The sequence below is a fragment of the Haematobacter sp. genome, from assembly GCF_032102465.1.
GTDB lineage: Bacteria > Pseudomonadota > Alphaproteobacteria > Rhodobacterales > Rhodobacteraceae > Haematobacter.
Genome location: NZ_DAMDHB010000017.1, coordinates 39,211 through 56,826, shown reverse-complemented (window position 1 = coordinate 56,826; position 17,616 = coordinate 39,211). Strand labels below are relative to the sequence as shown.

Here is a 17,616-nt window from a genome sequence, read left to right as displayed (position 1 = left end):
TGGAAGCGCCTATCTATGCCCTGCGATCCGGCTTGACAACCCGTGAAACGCACCAACCCGCCGCACGGACCTCTAGGTCTGGCGGGTGGCTGTCGCGGAAACCTTCACGACAGCGCGAGACGCACGCCTTGTTACTCCCCTATGTCCGCCAAGGAAAGAGCAGTCGGATCAAAGCCGCCACTCCTCCGGCGGCGCGGCGAGCGGCACGACCCCCCGCCTTTCGGCTTCAGGCAGGCTTGCCAGCATCTCGGCCACCGAAAGGCCGGTGACCGGATGGCGCCAGTCGCCGGCGACATCGGCCATCGGCACAAGGACGAAGGCCCGATCCTGCAAGCGGGGATGCGGCAGGACAAGGGTGTCCGGCGCCTCCTGCTGCTGGCGCGGCGGGGAAAGCTCTCGCCATCGCCGCCACGTGGCCTCCTCCGGCAATACCGCACCCCCCATCGCAACGAGATCAAGATCGGCTGTCCGCGCCCCCCAGCGGACAGACCGCTCCCGTCCGAGCGCGCTCTCCACCATATGAAGTCGGGACAAGACCTCAGCCGGCAACAAATCGCCAACGTCGACAGCGATCACGGCATTGACAAAATCAGGGCCGGAACCCGCCGGAAAGGCAGGCGTTCTGTAAAGGAAGCTGAGAGAGGTCGGAACGACCTCCTTCAGACGCAGAAGTTTCAAGGCAGTCGAAAGTATCACCGCCGGAGCGGCATTACGCGACGTTAGGTTACTTCCAAGGGCAACAAAGGCTTGGGTCATCGGTCTATCAACTTTTAGGGCGCGCGGACAACTGGGGCTTGCGATTATGGGACGATTATTCCAGATTCCCATACTTGGCAGGTCGTTCTGTTTTTCTTCCGCCTCACTCCCGGAAAAGTGATTCTCGGCTCGGCCTGCATTCGAAAGGGGATTAAATGTTTTACAAGGACGAAAGGCTGGCGCTCTTTATAGACGGCTCCAACCTTTATGCCGCTGCCAAGGCCTTGGGCTTTGACATCGACTACAAATTGCTGCGGCAGGAATTCATGCGTCGCGGCAAGCTCCTGCGGGCCTTCTATTATACCGCCCTGCTGGAGAATGACGAATACTCGCCTATCCGTCCGCTGGTTGACTGGCTTCACTACAACGGCTTCGCAATGGTGACCAAGCCCGCGAAAGAATATACCGACAGCCAGGGTCGTCGCAAGGTCAAGGGCAACATGGATATCGAACTGACCGTCGATGCCATGGAACTCGCGCCCCGTGTCGATCATATCGTGCTCTTCTCCGGTGACGGTGACTTCAAGCCGCTGGTCGAAAGCCTTCAGCGGCAAGGCGTGCGTGTATCCGTCGTTTCGACCATCCGGTCGCAGCCACCCATGATCGCCGACGAACTGCGTCGCCAGGCCGACAACTTCATCGAACTGGACGAATTGCGTGACGTGATCGGACGCCCCCCGCGCGAGCCTCGCGACGTGCGGGAAGACAACGAAGCGACAACCCCGGTCTGATAGGTGTGATCCCCGCTGACGCATCACGCCGTCTGCGGGGATCTTGCGCGCCCGACTGGATCCCCCGACTGGATCCGGGGCGTCTAACAGGTTAGATATGGCCTTCGCCTTTACAGACGGGCCAGATATGACGCGACCTTCTCTCCACCTCTATCTCGCCGCCCCGCGTGGCTTCTGTGCCGGCGTGGACCGGGCCATCCGCATCGTGGAAATGGCCATCGAGAAATGGGGGGCTCCCGTCTATGTCCGCCATGAGATCGTCCACAACAAATACGTGGTGGACGAACTTCGCGCCAAGGGCGCCGTTTTCGTGGAGGAGCTGGACGACTGTCCCGACGACCGCCCCGTCGTCTTTTCCGCGCATGGGGTGCCGAAGGCCGTCCCTGCGGAAGCCGAGCGGCGTAATCTCATCCATGTCGATGCCACCTGCCCCTTGGTGACGAAGGTCCATAACGAGGCCGCACGCCACAACAGCGTCGGGCGGCAGCTCATCATGGTGGGCCATGCCGGGCACCCGGAGACGCTGGGCACCATGGGCCAGCTCCCCGAAGGCGAGGTCATCCTCGTGGAGACGGAGGCGGATGTGGCGCGGATCGCCGTCCGCGACCCCTCCCAGCTCGCCGTCATCACCCAGACCACGCTCTCCGTCGATGATACCGCGGGCATCATCGCGGCCCTCCGCCGCCGCTTCCCCGAAATCATGATCCCCGCGCATGAGGACATCTGCTACGCCACCACCAACCGTCAGGCGGCGGTGAAGGCGATTGCGCCGAAGATCGCCGCGCTCTTCGTGCTGGGATCGCCCAATTCGTCGAACTCCCGGCGGCTGGTGGAAGTCGGGCGTGCCGCAGGCTGCGACTATGCCCAGCTTGTGCAGCGGGCCGCCGATATCGACTGGCGCGCGCTCGGAACACCCGCTGCCATCGGCGTGACCGCGGGCGCCTCCGCGCCTGAGGTTCTGGTGGAGGAGGTGCTCGACGCCTTCCGCGTCCGGTTCGACGTGACCGTCGATATCGTGGAGACCGCCGTCGAGGACATCGAGTTCAAGGTGCCCCGCGTGCTCCGCATCCCGGCGTGAGGGGCTTGCGGGCCGCGCGGGCTGCCGCTACCTCGTCCCGATGACCGACCTCTTTGCCTATACCGACGGAGCCTGCTCCGGCAATCCCGGCCCGGGTGGCTGGGGCGTCCTGATGATTGCCCGTGACGGAGAGGCCGTGCTGAAGGAACGCACGCTTTCCGGCGGGGAGGCGCTGACCACCAACAACCGCATGGAGCTGATGGCCGCGATCTCCGCGCTTGAGGCCCTCTCCCGCCCGTCCAGCATCACGGTGGTGACCGATTCGGCCTATGTGAAGAACGGCGTGTCCGAATGGATCCACGGCTGGAAACGGAACGGCTGGAAGACCTCCACCAACAAGCCGGTGAAAAACAGCGACCTGTGGCAGCGGCTGGATGCTGCACGCAGCCCGCACAAGGTGACGTGGCAGTGGATCAAGGGCCATGCCGGCCATGCGGAGAACGAGCGCGCCGATGAACTCGCGCGGCATGCCATGGCCCCCTACAAGCCGGGCAAGAGCTGAACATGGGTTCCGGGGCGTGGCTGGACGCGGCTTCGGTGTTCGTCTTCGCGCTCACCGGGGCACTGGCGGCGAGCCGGGCGCAGCTTGACCCGATCGGCTTTCTGTTCCTTGCCTGCCTGACTGCGGTGGGCGGCGGCACGGTGCGGGATGTGCTGCTGCAACGGGATCCGGTGTTCTGGATCGGCCGCCCCGGGATGCTGCTTGTTGCCGGTGTGGCGGCCACTCTGGTGTTCTTCCTGGCGCCCAGGCTGGAAAGCCGTGCCCGCGCGATCCTGTGGTGCGATGCCGTGGCCCTTGCCATCGCCGTGCCCGCGGGCGTGAACATCGCGGCGGGCATGGGCCAGCCCTGGTCCATCTGCATCATCATGGGGGTCATCACCGGCTGTCTTGGCGGGCTGATGCGGGATGTGGTGAGCAATGAAGTGCCGCTGGTTCTCCGGCAGGGGGAACTCTATGTCACCGCGGCGGCGGGAGGGGCGCTCGCCGTCTCCCTCGCCCTGAACCTGTCGGAAAGCGGGCCGACAGCGGCGCTGATCGGCGGGATCGTCACCTTCGGCCTGCGCGCCGGAAGCCTGCTCTTCGGCTGGCGCCTGCCAAGCTACAAGCCGCGCCCGCCCCGTCGGTAGCGCCGCCCGCCGGTTTCAGCCGAGCACATTGGGCAGACGGAACCCGCGCAGCAGGTCCTCCGGCACCATCGGGCGCTTTCCCTCCCGCTGGGCCAGCGTGATTTCCACCGCGCCCGCCCCACATGCCACCGTGAACGTCCCGATGACCTGCCCCGGCGCGCCTGTGCCCGCCACGGGCCGCGAGCGGAGAAGCTTCAGCCGTTCCGTCTCCGCAAGGCACCATGCACCGGGAAAGGGGGAGAGCCCGCGGATCAGCCGATCAACCTCCTCCGCGGGGCGGGTCCAGTCGATCCGCGCCTCGGCCTTGTCGATCTTCGCGGCATAGGTGACGCCATCCTCCGCCTGCGGGACGGGGCTCAGCGCGTCCAGCCGGTCCAACGCCTCGACAATGGCCGCTGCCCCGAGGGCAGAGAGCCGGTCGTGCAGCTCCCCCGTCGTCTCTTCCGCCGCGATGGGGGTTGTCCGGCGAAGCAGCACCGGCCCGGTGTCCAGCCCCTCCTCCATCCTCATGATGCAGACCCCCGTTTCCGCATCGCCGGCAAGGATGGCACGGTGGATCGGTGCGGCCCCCCGCCAGCGCGGCAGAAGCGAGGCATGGATATTGAGACACCCCCGCGCCGGCGCATCCAGAACAGGTTTGGGCAGGATGAGGCCATAGGCCACCACCACGGCGATCTCCGCCTGCAACGCCGCGAACTCGGCCTGCGCCTCGGAGGTCCGCAAGCTCCGGGGATGGCGCACCGTCAGCCCCAGCGTCTCCGCCCGCGACTGGACGGGGCTTGGCCGTTCACGCTTGCCCCGGCCCGCCGGGCGTGGCGGCTGGCAATAGACGGCCGCGACCTCATGGCCCGCGGCCACGAGCGCATCCAGCACGGGGACGGAGAAATCCGGCGTTCCCATGAAGATCAGTCGCATGTCACGTGTCCTTGTTCCAATGCCAGGCCGCTTCGCCCTGCCGCGGCGGCGGCCACCGACGGCAGGTGCCTCGCCCTCTCAGGCGCGCCGGGTGAGTTTTTCCGCCTTCGCCAGCAGCATCCGCCGCTTCAGGGGAGACAGCCGGTCGAAATACATGCGCCCGTCGAGATGGTCGATCTGATGCTGCACGGAGGTGGCCCACAGACCGACGAAATCCCTCTGCTCAAGCTCCCCCTGCTCGTTCAGGAACCGGACGGTCACGGCACGGGGCCGCTCGATAGGGGCAAAGACACCGGGCAGGTTGGGGCTGGCTTCCTCATGCATCCGCAACTGCCCGGAGGCATGCAGTATCTCCGGGTTCGCCAGGCGCACGGCCTGCCCCCGCGCCTCCGAGCAATCCACCACCGCCAGCCGCTGCATCACGCCGACCTGCGGCCCCGCCAGCCCGTAGCCGGGCATGGCGTCCATGGTTTCGACCATGTCGTTCCAGATGGTCCGCGTCTCCTCCGTCACCTCCGTGACGGGTGCTGCCGGGGTGCGGAGCCTGCGGTCAGGCCAAGGCAGAAAGGGGCGGATCATGCGGAAGTCTCCAGCAGGCGGAGCGCCGGGGCGATCATCGCCCGTGCCTCCTCACCGATAAGGTCGATGCAGAGCTGCCCGTCGAGATGATCCCGCTCATGCTGCACGCAGGCGGCGGCAAAGCCCCGGTAGCTTTCTTCCCGCATTCCGCCGCACAATGTCTGCCAGCGCAGCCTGACCTCCGCCGGACGCGCGACCGCCACCACGATACCGGGAAGCGACAGGCAGCCCTCGTCGCAGAGCGCGGTCTCCGGCGCAGACCAGACGATCTCCGGGTTCAGCATGATGACGGGATTGGCAGGGCCGGTCTTCCATTCCGCATCCATCACGAAAACGCGGTGCATCGCGCCGATCTGGGTCGCGGCGAGACCGCGGCCGGGGGCGGCGTACATCGTGTCGAGCAGATCGGCGGCCAGATCGCGGATTTCCGCGGTGATCTCCTCCACCGGCGCGGCGACGCGGCGGAGCGCCGGGTCCGGCCAGCAAAGGATGCGGCGGCGGCTCATGCCCGCGCCCGCTCCCGCTTCAGCTTTTCCATCTTCCGGGTGATCATCTGCCGGCGCAGCGGTTTGAGATAGTCGATGAACAGCCTGCCATCGAGATGGTCGATCTCGTGCTGGACGCAGGTGGCCCAAAGCCCCGCGAAACGCTCCTGCTGAACCAGCCCCTCCCGGTCGAGCCAGCGCACCTCCACCTCGGCGGGGCGCTCCACTTCGGCATACTGGTCGGGAATGGAGAGGCAGCCTTCCTCATAGACGCTGCGATCCTCTGAACTCCAGAGGATTTCGGGGTTGAACATGGCGATGGGGCGCGGCTCGCTCTCCGCCTCCTTCACGCAGTCCAGCACGATCAGCCGCTTCGATATGCCGATCTGCGGCGCGGCGAGACCGATGCCCGGCGCGTCATACATCGTGGCGAGCATGTCATCCGCAAGCTCTGCCAGTTCGGGCGTGATGTCCGTCACCGGTTCCGCAACCTTGCGGAGCCTCGGATCGGGGTGAATGAGGATCAGTCTGCGTGCCATGATCGGGATTTAGGCGATGACCGCCCGCTGTGCAACGGGATTGCCGCGCCGTCAGGCCCGCCCGGTGACGAAAGGCACGGCATCGAGAAGCGACCGCCCGCCGTCAAGGGTCAGCACCTCCCCCGTCATGAAGGACGCCGCTTCGGAGGCCAGGAACTGCACGGCCTCCACGACCTCGCGCGCGCCGGCGATCCGGCCCGCCGGTGTACGGGAGATGACCTCGTCACGGTAGGCCGGCGTCTCGCGGATGGCGCTTTGCAGGGTTTCCGTCATCACGCTGCCAAGGGCGAGCGCATTGACCCTGATCCGTTTCGGCGCGAGCGCCAGCGCCAGAGAGCGCGTCACCTGCTCCACGCCGGAGGCGGCGATGGAGGCGGCCAGCATTTCCGGCCGCGTGCGGCGGGCGGCGATGGAGGAGAGCGTGATGATCGACCCCGCCTCCCCCTCGGCCAGCGCATCTGCCTCCGCCTGCGCGATCATGCGGCGGGCGACCTGCTGGGAAAGCCGGAGCGCCGGAAGCACGTTCGTCTGCCACAGCTCCTCAACCCCGTCGCAGTCCGGGTCCAGCACGTCTTCCGATGGCTGCATGAAGAACCCGGCGTTCACCAGGATGTCCACCCGCTCGAACGCGTCATAGGTTGCGGAAATGAGGTTGGTCACCGCCAGCTTGCGCCGCGTATCCGCCACGAAGAAACGCAGCGGGCCGCTGTCGGCATCCACCTCGTTGCCCACGCGCGACAGAAGCCGCTGCTCATCGGCCTCTGCGAACATGACATTCGCGCCGCGTTCCACGAAGTGACGGGCGATGGCGAGGCCCAGCCCCGTGGCGGTTCCGGTGACGATGGCCGTCTTTCCCGCGATGGAAAAGCTCATCTCGCGGGCCGTCGGCGCTGGACGGCCGCGCCTGACCGACCGGGAGCGGGGCGTGTGGCGACTGCCGCGCGGCTCGCACGGAAAATCTTGAAGGCTCCGGTGCCGGCAACCTCCTCCACCTCGCGAAAGGCGTCGCGAAGGGTCGCCTCATAGGGGAGGTGCCGGTTCGCCACCATCCAGAACGCTCCCGACGGGGTCAGCATCCGCGCGGCCGCCCGGATGAACGCGGCGCCAAGCGCCGGATCGGCGGCCCGGCCGGTGTGGAACGGCGGGTTGGACAGGATGAAGTCATAGCGGTGCGCCGGTTGATAGCGTGTCGCGTCGGCCCAGACGAAGGCGGCGCGGGGATCGCTCACGTTCCGGCGCGCACAGTCCAGCGCCGCATGCTCCGCCTCGATCAGATCGAGCTGACTGACGCCGGGCCGCGTCAGAACCGCCTTTGCCAGATAGCCCCAGCCTGCCCCCAGATCGGCGCCCATCCCGACAAGCTTTTCCGGCAGGCTCGCGGCCAGCAGCGCCGATCCCGGATCCGGCCCATCGGCAGAGAACATCCCCGGCAGCGTCACCGATCCGTCTGCAAGCACGGTGGGCCGCGCCTGCCAGTCGGCAAAGACGGAAGCCTCCGGCGCGGCAAAGGCGAAGATCTTGCCATGCGCCTTGGAAATCAATTCTCCCACCGCCACGCGCGCACGGAGTTCGCGGAGAATGCCTTCCACACCGTCGGTCCGCGCCCCGTCGATGGCGACAGGCGCGCCCGCGGGCAGGCTGGCCACGGCGGCGGCGATGAGGGCGCGGCCCTCAACCCGGGACCGGGGCAGAACGACGACCGCCGCACCATGCTGTCCCTCCGGTTCCGGGGTGACGGCATAACCGGCAGCGGCGAAGGCATCGTAATCGGGACGGAAGCCCTGCACGATCCGTACCCGCTCCTTCCGCAGCGCCGAAAGATCCGCGCCGGCGTGGGGCCGCAGCATGAGGATGGTGCCCGTTTCGGGCACGGCAAAGACGCCTGCCTCGATAGCGAGCGAAAGTCTGATGTCTGTCATTCTTCGGTGGAATGACGGAGGTCGCCCCGCGTCATTCCTTCTCCATGGTGCATTGCAGGGGGTGCTGGTGACGGCGGGCGAAATCCATCACCTGCGCGACCTTCGTCTCCGCGACCTCATGGCTGAACACGCCCACGACGGCGAGGCCTTTCTTGTGCACTGTCAGCATGATCTCGAAAGCCTGCGAATGGGACAGGCCGAAGAACCGCTCCAGCACATGCACGACGAATTCCATCGGCGTATAATCGTCGTTCAGCAGCATCACCTTGTAAAGCGGTGGCCGCTGCGTCTTGGGCTTGGTCTTGGTGATGACCGAGGCATCACTGTCAGGACTGTCCTTGCGCGAGGACATCGTGAAGGGAGCACGGATCATGGGCAGGCTCAACGGACTGTCTCCGAAGCGGAGGGAAGGATGAAGGGTGTCGGCAAAGATATAGCGCGAAAGGCCGCGGGAAAAAAGGGCACGCCATGCTGCAGGTGATCGGCTTCGACGCGGATGACACGCTCTGGCAGAACGAGACCTTCTTCCGGCTGACGCAGGATCGCTTCGCGGCGTTGCTTGCGGACTACGTGGCGCAGGAGGAACTGCATCGGCGCCTGATCGCGGCGGAGCGGCGCAACCTCGGCTCCTATGGCTTTGGCATCAAGGGTTTCGTGCTGTCGATGATCGAAACGGCCATCGAAGTGACGGAGGAGCGCGTCCCCGCCCGAGTGATCCGCGAGCTGATCGAAGCCGGTCAGGACATGCTCCGCCATCCCATCGACCTGCTGCCCCATGCGGAGGAGGTGGTGACGCAGCTCGCCGGGCACTATCGGCTCGTGCTCATCACCAAGGGCGACCTGCTGGATCAGGAGCGAAAGCTCGCCCAGTCGGGGCTGGGGCCGCATTTCGACGCGGTCGAGATCGTCTCCGACAAGACGGCGGATATCTACCGCGCGCTCTTTGCCCGGCATGGCGCGCGGGAGGGCGAAGCGATGATGATCGGCAATTCGCTCCGCTCCGACGTGATTCCCGCGCTTGCTGCGGGGGGATGGGGCGTGCATGTGCCCCACGATCTGACGTGGGAGTTGGAACATGATGATGCGCCGGAGCAACAGTCGCGCTTCCGTGTGATTCCCCATCTCGGCGTATTGGAGGGCCTTATCGCCGAAATCACAGAGGCGTGACGGCAGGAAACCGCCTTCGGTGGGGGCGTATCGGCGGAACCGCCACGAAATATGGGGGGCGGTTAAGGAATTGGCGACAACTCACCGATAAACATAGGGTTTCCCAAAGGAGGAAGCCCATGTTACCGTCCCTCCATATCAACGAGACCTCGCGACGAACGACGGGGTCCGCGGCAGAACGAGGACGAGCAGTGATCCGTAAGCTGGGGCTTTCGGCCCGTCATGGGCTGTTCCTGGCGGGCATGGCCTGCCTAATGACGCTTCTCCCACTCATGGGACGCGCCGCGCCTTTCGCGGCCTATGTCATCGACGCCCGTTCGGGTGAGGTGCTTTACGAGCAGAATGCCACGACCCGGCTTCACCCGGCGTCGCTGACGAAGATGATGACACTCTACATCACCTTCCAGGCGATCGAACGGGGAGAGATATCGCTCGACACCCGTGCGACGGTCACCCGCAACGCGGCGGCGGAGCCACCTTCGCGCCTCGGCCTGAAACCCGGCCAGAAGATCGCGGTGCGCTATCTGATCCGCGCGGCGGCGCTGCGGTCCGCAAACGATGCGGCAACGACGCTGGGCGAACTGATCGGCGGGAGCGAGACCGCCTTTGCCGAGCGGATGAACCGAACTGCCAAGCAGATCGGCATGACCAATACCACGTTCCAGAATGCCAACGGTCTGACCACGGCGGGACACATGTCGACCGCGCGTGACATGACCATTCTGGGGCGGCGGCTGTTCTACGATTTTCCGCAATATTACAATATCTTCTCTCGCCGTGCATCCGATGCCGGCATCGCGCAGGTGGCCAATACCAACCGCCGCTTCCTTGACGCCTACAAGGGCGCGGACGGAATCAAGACCGGCTTCACGAACGCCGCAGGCTTCAACCTGACCGCCTCGGCGGAGCGGGGAGGCAAGCGGATCATCGCCACGGTCTTTGGCGCGGCGTCTACGCCTGCGCGGAATGCCAAGATGGCGGAATTGCTGGACATCGGCTTCAAGAAGGCACCAACGCGTGCCCCGGTGAGCGAGGCGCTGATCGCACAGGCGGACCCGGAACCCGTTCCGGCACCCCTCTCCCGTGCCTCTGCCATGCCGAACATAGATGCCTCGCGCGCGATTCAGGTGGCCCTCGCGGCGCCGCAAGTCAGCGCAATGGCCCCCCCCTCCAGCACCCGCCCCGCCAAACGGCCCGAGCGTGCGCCCGATCCGGCGCTTATTGCCGCAATCCGGGAAAATATCTCGAGCGTGGTAGCAGAGGTTCACGATGCGCCGGAGCGGCGGGCCTCCGCTTCGCTTGTCATGGCATCGGTGGCGCCCGACGCCCGACCCGCCCTGCCCTTTGCCAGCGAGGGCGAGGATGAGGCTGCCATCGAGGAGGAGGGCGATTCCTCCATCGATACGGTTGCCGCCCCCGCCCCTGCAACTCCTGCGCGCGAGATGGTCCTGGCAGCGGCCATTCCCGCACCGCCCTCACGGCCCGTCCTCGCGGCGGCTGCGGTCCACAAGCAGCCGACGGCCAAGCCGCAAGCCGCGGCGCTGGCCCCTGCCCCTCCCGAAGGACCGGAAGTCGTCACGCGGCTTTCTACGTCCGGCGGTCGGTTCTGGGGTGTGAATCTCGGGCGCTTCAACTCCCGCTACGAGGCGGAGAAGGTTCTGCTGCGCACCGCGCTGAGCGAAATGGGGACGTTGAGCGATGGGCTGCGCAAGGTCGTTCAACGCCCGACCGGCTTTGACGCGACCTTCATGGGGCTGACCCAGGACACTGCCGATCTGGCGTGCCGCAGGCTGCAGGCACGCAATATCCAGTGCTTCACCGTCGGTCCTTCCTGACGGCCGCGCAAACTGGCCGCGCAAACTGGCCGCGACGTTCCTCCGTCTGCCAAAACGCCGCCCGTCTGACCGGGCGGCGTTTTGCGTCGGAACCCTATCCTCAAGGATTTAAACGCTGGAGCCACAAGTCGTGGAATGGCGCGGACAGCCCTCCATCGGAAGCTGCCCTTGAAGCGTCGGCGCAAAGGCGCAACCGCTTCACCCCAAGATTTGCGCTGCATCCCACGCCGCGGGCCTGGACGGCTCCCGGCGCGATTCGGGGCAGTGCGATCAATCCGTCCGGTCGGGCGCGAAGGCATAGATCGCGCATCCCGCCACGATGCTGAGAGCCAGAAAGCTGAAGATGGCAGAATAGGCCGCCGCTTCGCCTGCCGGCCGGACAGCGGCGAAGATACGGCCCGAAAGCATCTGGAAAAGCCCCACCGCGCCCACGGAAAACAGGTTCAGCACGGCCACGCCCCGCCCCGTCAGATGCGGAGGAAAGAAGGCCCGGCCATGTGCCATCTGCAACCCGTAGCTCATGCCGAAGAGCCCGGCGAGCAGCAGCAGGATCACGTCGCGGATCAGATGGGGACTGCTTTCCATGGCGAGCAGCGCGAAACAGGCCGCCGTGCCGAGCGCCCCGCCCAGCACCACCCATTTGCGCGTGCCGAGAATGCGGTCGAGCGGCCCGTAGGCAAAGGTCCCCGCCGCCATCGCCATGGCCATTCCGCTGGTCACAAGCCCGATCCCGGCTGGGTCGAGATGATGGATCGCCTCCAGATAGGGACCGACCCAGAGCCCCCGTACTGCGGCGACCGGCGCATATCCCACGACCAGTATCGCCATCACCAGCCAGAGCGGACCGGGCCGCAGCACCCGGAGAAGCCCCTGTGAATCACCGGTCGCGGGCGCTAGTCGCGCGGGATCGCGCACGAAGATCAGCACCGCGACGGCGACCGCGACAGTGAGGACAGCCACCCCGGCCATCGTCGCCCGCCAGCCGAAGGCCGCCGTGGACCAGGCAAGCGGCAACGAGGCGCCGAGATCGCCCATCATGCCCAGACCGACCATGGCGCTGGCCATTGTCGCGAACAGGCGCGGCGGAAACTCTCGTGCGATGATGTAATAGCCTGCCACCAGAATCGGCGCGCATCCCACCCCGATCAGCGCCATTCCGAGATCGAGTTCCCCGCTTCCCCGCGCATTCGCCACGATCAGCGCCCCGCCGCCGCCGCAGAGCCCGAGCAGAATGCCGGAGGTCAGCCGCGGCCCGACCCTGTCCAGCGCCCAGCCGATGGGAAGTTGGCAGGCGGCGAAGGCAAGGAACCAGAAGCCGGAGGCCCGCGCCAGCACCTCCGGCGTAGCCCCGATATCCTGTGCGAGCACGGGCGCCAGCACGGCCAGAAACGAGCGGTAGAACTGGCTGAGCAGATAGCCCGCCACGAGGCAGATCAGTCCCGGATGCATTGGTCCCTCCCGGCGCCTCTCCCCAGCGCCGCGCGCAACCGTGCCGCGCAGCCCCGAAAAGAGCAAGCCGCAGGCAAAGACGCGGTTCGCATGTGGTTGCGGGGTGACTATGTTAGGGCGTAACAGGAACGATCCGCCCCTTGCCCCAGATTTTACGGGAGGTCGCCATGACCCGTGCCGCAAAACCGCTCCGCTCCCCCGTCTTCGACGCGCTCACCGCCGCCGCACGGGAGCGTATCCTGATCCTCGACGGGGCGATGGGCACGCAAATTCAGGGGCTGGGCCTGTCGGAGGAGGATTTTCACGGCCACGGCGCCGGTTGCGGATGCGGCTGCCACAGCGTGAACGGCGAGAAGCCGCAGAAGGGCAACAACGACCTGCTGATCCTGACCCAGCCCAAGGCGATCGAGGAAATCCATTACCGCTACGCCAGGGCGGGCGCGGATATCGTGGAGACGAACACCTTCTCCTCCACCACCATCGCGCAGGCCGATTACGGCATGGAGCATCTCGTCCGCGATCTGAACCGGGAGGGCGCGCGCATCGCCCGCCGCGCGATGGACCGGGCGACGGCGGAGGACGGGCGGCCCCGCTGGGTCGCGGGCGCGGTGGGGCCTACGAACCGCACCGCCTCCATCAGCCCGGATGTGAACGATCCGGGCTTCCGCGCCGTGACGTTCGATGATCTGCGCATCGCCTATGGCGAGCAGATCCGGGGATTGGGGGAAGGTGGGGCCGACCTGATCCTGATCGAGACGATCTTTGACACGCTGAACGCCAAGGCGGCGATCTTTGCCTGCGAGGAGGTCTTTGCGGAAACCGGCCTCCGCCTGCCGGTGATGATCTCGGGCACGATCACCGACCTGTCCGGGCGCACGCTCTCCGGCCAGACGCCGACCGCGTTCTGGAACTCCGTCCGTCATGCGCGGCCCTTCACGGTGGGGCTGAACTGCGCGCTTGGCGCCCGCGCCATGCGGCCGCACTTGGCGGAACTGTCGGGCGTGGCCGAGACGTTCATCTGCGCCTATCCGAACGCGGGCCTGCCGAACGAGATGGGCGCCTATGACGAAACGCCCGACCAGATGGCCGCCCAGATCGCCGATTTCGCGCGCGACGGGCTCATCAACGTGGTGGGGGGCTGCTGCGGCTCCACCCCCGAGCATATCGCCGCCATCGCGGAGACAGTGGCGGCGGAGGGCCCCCGCGCCCTGCCGAATGTGCCGGTCAGGATGCGGCTTTCGGGGCTGGAGCCCTTCGTCCTGACCCCTGACATTCCCTTCGTGAACGTGGGGGAGCGGACGAATGTCACCGGGTCCGCGCGCTTCCGCAAGCTCATCACCAACGGCGATTACGCCGCCGCGCTGGACGTGGCCCGCGATCAGGTGGAGAACGGCGCCCAGATCATCGACATCAACATGGACGAGGGGCTCATCGACTCGCAGAAGGCGATGACCACCTACCTCAATCTCATCGCGGCGGAGCCGGACATCGCCCGCGTGCCGGTGATGATCGACAGCTCCAAATGGGAGGTGATCGAGGCCGGGCTGAAGTGCGTGCAGGGCAAGCCGGTGGTGAACTCCATCTCGCTGAAGGAAGGCGAGGAGGCTTTCCTGCACCACGCGCGTCTTTGCCGGGCCTATGGCGCGGCGGTGGTCGTGATGGCCTTCGACGAGACGGGGCAGGCGGATACCGAAACGCGGAAGGTAGAGATCTGCACCCGCGCCTACCGAATCCTCACCGAGGAAGTCGATTTCCCGCCGGAGGACATCATCTTCGACCCGAACATCTTCGCGGTGGCGACCGGCATCGAGGAGCATGACAACTACGGCGTCGATTTCATCGAGGCCACGCGCAAGATCCGGGCAACGCTGCCCCATGCCCATATCTCCGGGGGCGTGTCCAACCTCTCCTTCTCCTTCCGCGGCAACGAGCCGGTGCGGGAAGCGATGCATGCCGTATTCCTCTACCACGCCATTCAGGCGGGGATGGACATGGGCATCGTCAATGCGGGCCAGCTCGCCGTCTATGACCAGATCGACCCGGACCTGCGCGAAGCCTGCGAGGACGTGGTGCTGAACCGTGTGCCGAAAGCCGGCGGCACGGCGACGGAGCGGATGCTGGAGATCGCCGAGCGCTTCCGCGGCACCGGCGCGAAGGAAGCGAAGGAGCGCGACCTCGGCTGGCGCGAATGGCCGGTGGAGAAGCGGCTGGAGCATGCGCTGGTCAACGGCATCACAGAATTCATCGACGCGGATACGGAGGAGGCGCGGCTGGCGGCCGACCGGCCGCTCCACGTCATCGAAGGGCCGCTGATGGCCGGGATGAACGTGGTGGGTGACCTGTTCGGCGCGGGCAAGATGTTCCTGCCGCAGGTGGTGAAATCCGCCCGCGTCATGAAACAGGCGGTGGCGGTTCTGCTGCCCTACATGGAGGCCGAGAAGGGCGAGGGGCGGCAAACCGCGGGCAAGGTTCTGATGGCCACGGTGAAGGGCGATGTCCACGACATCGGCAAGAACATCGTCGGTGTCGTGCTGGCCTGCAACAATTACGAGATCATCGACCTCGGCGTCATGGTTCCGGCGGAGAAGATCCTCGCGACCGCAAGGGAGAAGGGCGTGGATGTGATCGGTCTCTCCGGCCTCATCACGCCGTCGCTGGATGAGATGGCGCATGTCGCCGCCGAGATGGAGCGGGAGGGCTTCGACATCCCGCTGCTGATCGGGGGGGCCACCACGTCGCGCGTGCACACGGCGGTGAAAATCCACCCGAACTATACCGCTGGTCAGGCCGTCTATGTGACGGATGCCAGCCGCGCGGTTGGCGTGGTCTCCGGCCTGCTGTCCGACAACCGGGACGCCTATGTGGAAACGGTGCGTGCCGAATACCGCAATGTGGCCGAGGCCCATGCCCGGTCGGAGCGCGAGAAACAGCGCCTGCCGCTGGCCAAGGCGCGCGAGAATGCATTCCGCGCGGACTGGTCCGCCTACCAGCCGCCGAAGCCCAGCTTCCTTGGCACGCGGGTCTATGACCACTGGAGCCTTGAAGAACTGGCGCGCTACATCGACTGGACGCCCTTCTTCCAGACATGGGAGATGAAGGGCCGCTTCCCCGCCATTCTGGAGGATGAGAAACAGGGCGTCGCCGCCCGCGCGCTCTGGGATGATGCACAGGCGATGCTGGCACGGATCATCGCAGAGAAATGGTTCTCCCCCAAGGCAGTGGTCGGCTTCTGGCCCGCGCAGGCCGTGGGTGACGACATCCGGCTGTTCACGGATGACGGGCGGAGCGGGGATCTGGCGACGTTCTTCACCCTTCGCCAGCAGACATGGAAGCGGGAGGGGCGGCCCAACACCGCGCTGGCCGATTTCGTTTCCCCCTCCGCGCCCGACTATGTCGGCGGCTTCGTCGTCACCGCCGGGGTGGAGGAGCAGGAGATTGCCCATCACTTCGAGCGGGCGAACGACGACTACTCCGCCATTCTCGTCAAGGCGCTGGCCGACCGCTTCGCCGAAGCCTTTGCCGAACGGATGCACGAACATGTCCGCAAGGAGTTGTGGGGTTATGCGCCCGATGAGACCTATGCGCCGACAGATCTGATCGGAGAGCCGTATCGCGGCATCCGCCCCGCCCCCGGCTATCCCGCCCAGCCCGATCATACGGAAAAGCTCACGCTGTTCCGCCTGCTGGATGCGGAGGCCCGGATCGGCGTCCGGCTGACGGAAAGCTACGCCATGTGGCCCGGCTCCTCCGTCTCCGGGCTTTATCTCGCCCATCCCGACGCGCACTATTTCGGCGTGGCGCGGGTGGAGGCGGATCAGGTGGCCGACTACGCCAGCCGGAAGGGAATTGATCTGGCGGAGGCGGAACGCTGGCTGGCCCCGATCCTCAACTACACGCCCGCGCGCCGTGCGGCTGCGGAATGATCAGTTGAGCCAGACGATGCCCAGGTTCAGCGCCGTCGCGTAGCTAAGCCAGAGCAGATAGATCACCATCATCCAGGCCGTTGGCGGGTCCGCCTGCCAGCGGTCGCGGATGAACACGGCGACGGCAAGCCACAGGGCCACCATCACCATTGCCGCAAGCACCGTCATTTGCGCCCCGAAGAAGATGGGCGTCCAGATGAAGGTCAGCGCGGGAATGATGATCCAGAGCCAGAAGGGCCGCTCTGTCCGCTCCCGAAGCCAGGTGCGAGCTCCCGCAACCGCGATCAGCAGATACATCACCCCCCAGACCGGGCCGAAGACGCTGTTCGGCGGCGTGAAGGAGGGTTTGACCAGCGACTCATACCAACCGCCCGGCTCCACCGTCATGCCCGTGCCGAAGCCGATGACCAGGACCACGATGATGAACATCGCATAGACTGCAATCCGGCCCATCCCGTCCTCACCGCATTCAAACCGTCGAATGCGAGATAATTCGAGCCGAGATAGGATCAAGGTGGGCTACCGTCTCGGGCTTTTTCGAAACACTGCTTTCACCGGCGATTAACAGGTTCAGCCTATGGTTGTCGAAAGTATGAGGGAACAGAAGAGGAGTGTTTCGTGTTTTTGGCAATGACTATCGATACTTCTTCGGGGTATCTGACATGAACGGGCAGGGAAGATGCCCCGGTCGCAGGGTTGCTTTAGATACCGAAAAGCCACCCTGCGAAAGAATTGCTTTGTACCTTCCACTTTTCTTTTTGCAGACAAGGCTAGATCATTTTCCGGCAGTGAATGTTTTTTTTAAGGTTTGAGTGTCATGAGTGCTGTTCCCGCTTCCCACCTCTCCTCCGTGCCGCAGGATACGGGCGAAGTTGCCATCCGTACCGCTGTGGCCGTGCTCCTCGCGAATGTGAGGGGTGAATACAACAGGCTGTGCCTGGTGGACGATCTGGAGGATCTTGCCAGCGATTCGCGTGCCGATGAGGCCGAAGTGCTGCGCACTATCGCCTCGCAGGTCCGGCGTCTCGTGAAGATGTAACGGCTGGGATGTCGCCGCTCTGGGCGGTAGCTGAGTTGGTTGGTCCTGCCGCGGTCTTGTGACAGGCGGCGGG

General features: G+C 65.8%; 18 protein-coding genes. 8 read left to right on the top strand and 10 right to left on the bottom strand.

Annotated elements, in window-relative coordinates:
* Positions 1 to 168 precede the first annotated feature (168 nt).
* Positions 169 to 756 (bottom strand): 2-amino-4-hydroxy-6-hydroxymethyldihydropteridine diphosphokinase, encoded by a 588-nt coding sequence (gene folK / locus RT513_RS12230; protein ID WP_290686032.1) that lies wholly within the window; start codon positions 754 to 756, stop codon positions 169 to 171.
* Between the two features lie 155 nt (positions 757 to 911).
* Here folK and RT513_RS12225 point away from each other — a divergent pair, with 155 nt between their 5' ends.
* The 4 genes from RT513_RS12225 (at position 912) to RT513_RS12210 (ending at position 3,693) form a co-directional block, all read left to right on the top strand.
* Positions 912 to 1,487: an NYN domain-containing protein gene (locus RT513_RS12225; protein WP_035742331.1), complete on the top strand. Its 576-nt coding sequence runs from the start codon at positions 912 to 914 to the stop codon at positions 1,485 to 1,487.
* Between the two features lie 127 nt (positions 1,488 to 1,614).
* Entirely contained in the window at positions 1,615 to 2,565 is a 951-nt protein-coding gene (gene ispH, locus RT513_RS12220; RefSeq protein WP_290686036.1) for a 4-hydroxy-3-methylbut-2-enyl diphosphate reductase, read from the top strand.
* A 40-nt stretch (positions 2,566 to 2,605) separates the two neighbouring features.
* Positions 2,606 to 3,067, top strand: coding sequence for a ribonuclease HI (rnhA, locus tag RT513_RS12215; RefSeq protein ID WP_088216594.1), 462 nt, complete (start codon positions 2,606 to 2,608; stop codon positions 3,065 to 3,067).
* A gap of 2 nt (positions 3,068 to 3,069) precedes the next feature.
* Positions 3,070 to 3,693, top strand: a complete 624-nt coding sequence (locus tag RT513_RS12210) for a trimeric intracellular cation channel family protein (protein WP_290686047.1) — start codon at positions 3,070 to 3,072, stop codon at positions 3,691 to 3,693.
* 15 nt (positions 3,694 to 3,708) lie between these two features.
* On the opposite strand, the gene fmt is transcribed toward RT513_RS12210, so the two are convergent.
* The 7 genes from fmt to clpS all read right to left on the bottom strand — a co-directional run bounded on the left by fmt (position 3,709) and on the right by clpS (position 8,482).
* On the bottom strand, positions 3,709 to 4,608 hold the full coding sequence (fmt, locus tag RT513_RS12205) for a methionyl-tRNA formyltransferase (RefSeq protein WP_290686053.1): 900 nt from the start codon (positions 4,606 to 4,608) through the stop codon (positions 3,709 to 3,711).
* Positions 4,609 to 4,686: 78 nt separating this feature from the next.
* The gene (gene def, locus RT513_RS12200) at positions 4,687 to 5,187 is read right to left on the bottom strand and encodes a peptide deformylase (protein ID WP_290686055.1); all 501 of its coding nucleotides are present in this window, start codon (positions 5,185 to 5,187) and stop codon (positions 4,687 to 4,689) included.
* Positions 5,184 to 5,693 (bottom strand): peptide deformylase, encoded by a 510-nt coding sequence (def, locus tag RT513_RS12195; protein WP_290686058.1) that lies wholly within the window; start codon positions 5,691 to 5,693, stop codon positions 5,184 to 5,186. The genes def (RT513_RS12200) and def (RT513_RS12195) overlap by 4 nt, the downstream gene beginning before the upstream one ends.
* Positions 5,690 to 6,211 carry a peptide deformylase gene (gene def, locus RT513_RS12190; RefSeq protein WP_088216589.1) on the bottom strand — a complete coding sequence of 174 codons (522 nt, stop codon included), beginning with the start codon at positions 6,209 to 6,211 and terminating at the stop codon, positions 5,690 to 5,692. The genes def (RT513_RS12195) and def (RT513_RS12190) overlap by 4 nt, the downstream gene beginning before the upstream one ends.
* Before the next feature lie 51 nt (positions 6,212 to 6,262).
* Complete coding sequence (locus RT513_RS12185; RefSeq protein ID WP_088216588.1) at positions 6,263 to 7,084, bottom strand: SDR family NAD(P)-dependent oxidoreductase; 822 nt, start codon at positions 7,082 to 7,084, stop codon at positions 6,263 to 6,265.
* The gene (locus RT513_RS12180) at positions 7,081 to 8,130 is read right to left on the bottom strand and encodes a class I SAM-dependent methyltransferase (protein ID WP_290686064.1); all 1,050 of its coding nucleotides are present in this window, start codon (positions 8,128 to 8,130) and stop codon (positions 7,081 to 7,083) included. The genes RT513_RS12185 and RT513_RS12180 overlap by 4 nt, the downstream gene beginning before the upstream one ends.
* Positions 8,131 to 8,161: 31 nt before the next feature.
* The gene (gene clpS, locus RT513_RS12175; RefSeq protein WP_088216640.1) at positions 8,162 to 8,482 is read right to left on the bottom strand and encodes an ATP-dependent Clp protease adapter ClpS; all 321 of its coding nucleotides are present in this window, start codon (positions 8,480 to 8,482) and stop codon (positions 8,162 to 8,164) included.
* A 116-nt stretch (positions 8,483 to 8,598) separates the two neighbouring features.
* Between clpS and RT513_RS12170 the strand changes: the two genes are divergently transcribed.
* Together RT513_RS12170 and RT513_RS12165 are read left to right on the top strand one after the other, a co-directional pair.
* Positions 8,599 to 9,297 (top strand): HAD family hydrolase, encoded by a 699-nt coding sequence (locus RT513_RS12170; RefSeq protein WP_290686067.1) that lies wholly within the window; start codon positions 8,599 to 8,601, stop codon positions 9,295 to 9,297.
* Positions 9,298 to 9,539: 242 nt separating this feature from the next.
* Positions 9,540 to 11,132: a D-alanyl-D-alanine carboxypeptidase family protein gene (locus RT513_RS12165; protein WP_088216639.1), complete on the top strand. Its 1,593-nt coding sequence runs from the start codon at positions 9,540 to 9,542 to the stop codon at positions 11,130 to 11,132.
* Positions 11,133 to 11,402: 270 nt separating this feature from the next.
* Here RT513_RS12165 and RT513_RS12160 read toward each other — a convergent pair whose 3' ends face one another.
* Positions 11,403 to 12,581 carry an MFS transporter gene (locus tag RT513_RS12160; protein ID WP_290686070.1) on the bottom strand — a complete coding sequence of 393 codons (1,179 nt, stop codon included), beginning with the start codon at positions 12,579 to 12,581 and terminating at the stop codon, positions 11,403 to 11,405.
* Positions 12,582 to 12,748: 167 nt separating this feature from the next.
* Here RT513_RS12160 and metH point away from each other — a divergent pair, with 167 nt between their 5' ends.
* On the top strand, positions 12,749 to 16,504 hold the full coding sequence (metH, locus tag RT513_RS12155; RefSeq protein WP_290686073.1) for a methionine synthase: 3,756 nt from the start codon (positions 12,749 to 12,751) through the stop codon (positions 16,502 to 16,504).
* Here the strand turns inward: metH and RT513_RS12150 are convergent, their stop codons facing one another.
* Entirely contained in the window at positions 16,505 to 16,957 is a 453-nt protein-coding gene (locus RT513_RS12150; protein WP_290686076.1) for a TspO/MBR family protein, read from the bottom strand.
* A 364-nt stretch (positions 16,958 to 17,321) separates the two neighbouring features.
* Between RT513_RS12150 and RT513_RS12145 the strand changes: the two genes are divergently transcribed.
* Entirely contained in the window at positions 17,322 to 17,543 is a 222-nt protein-coding gene (locus RT513_RS12145; protein WP_088216435.1) for a hypothetical protein, read from the top strand.
* Positions 17,544 to 17,616 lie beyond the last annotated feature (73 nt).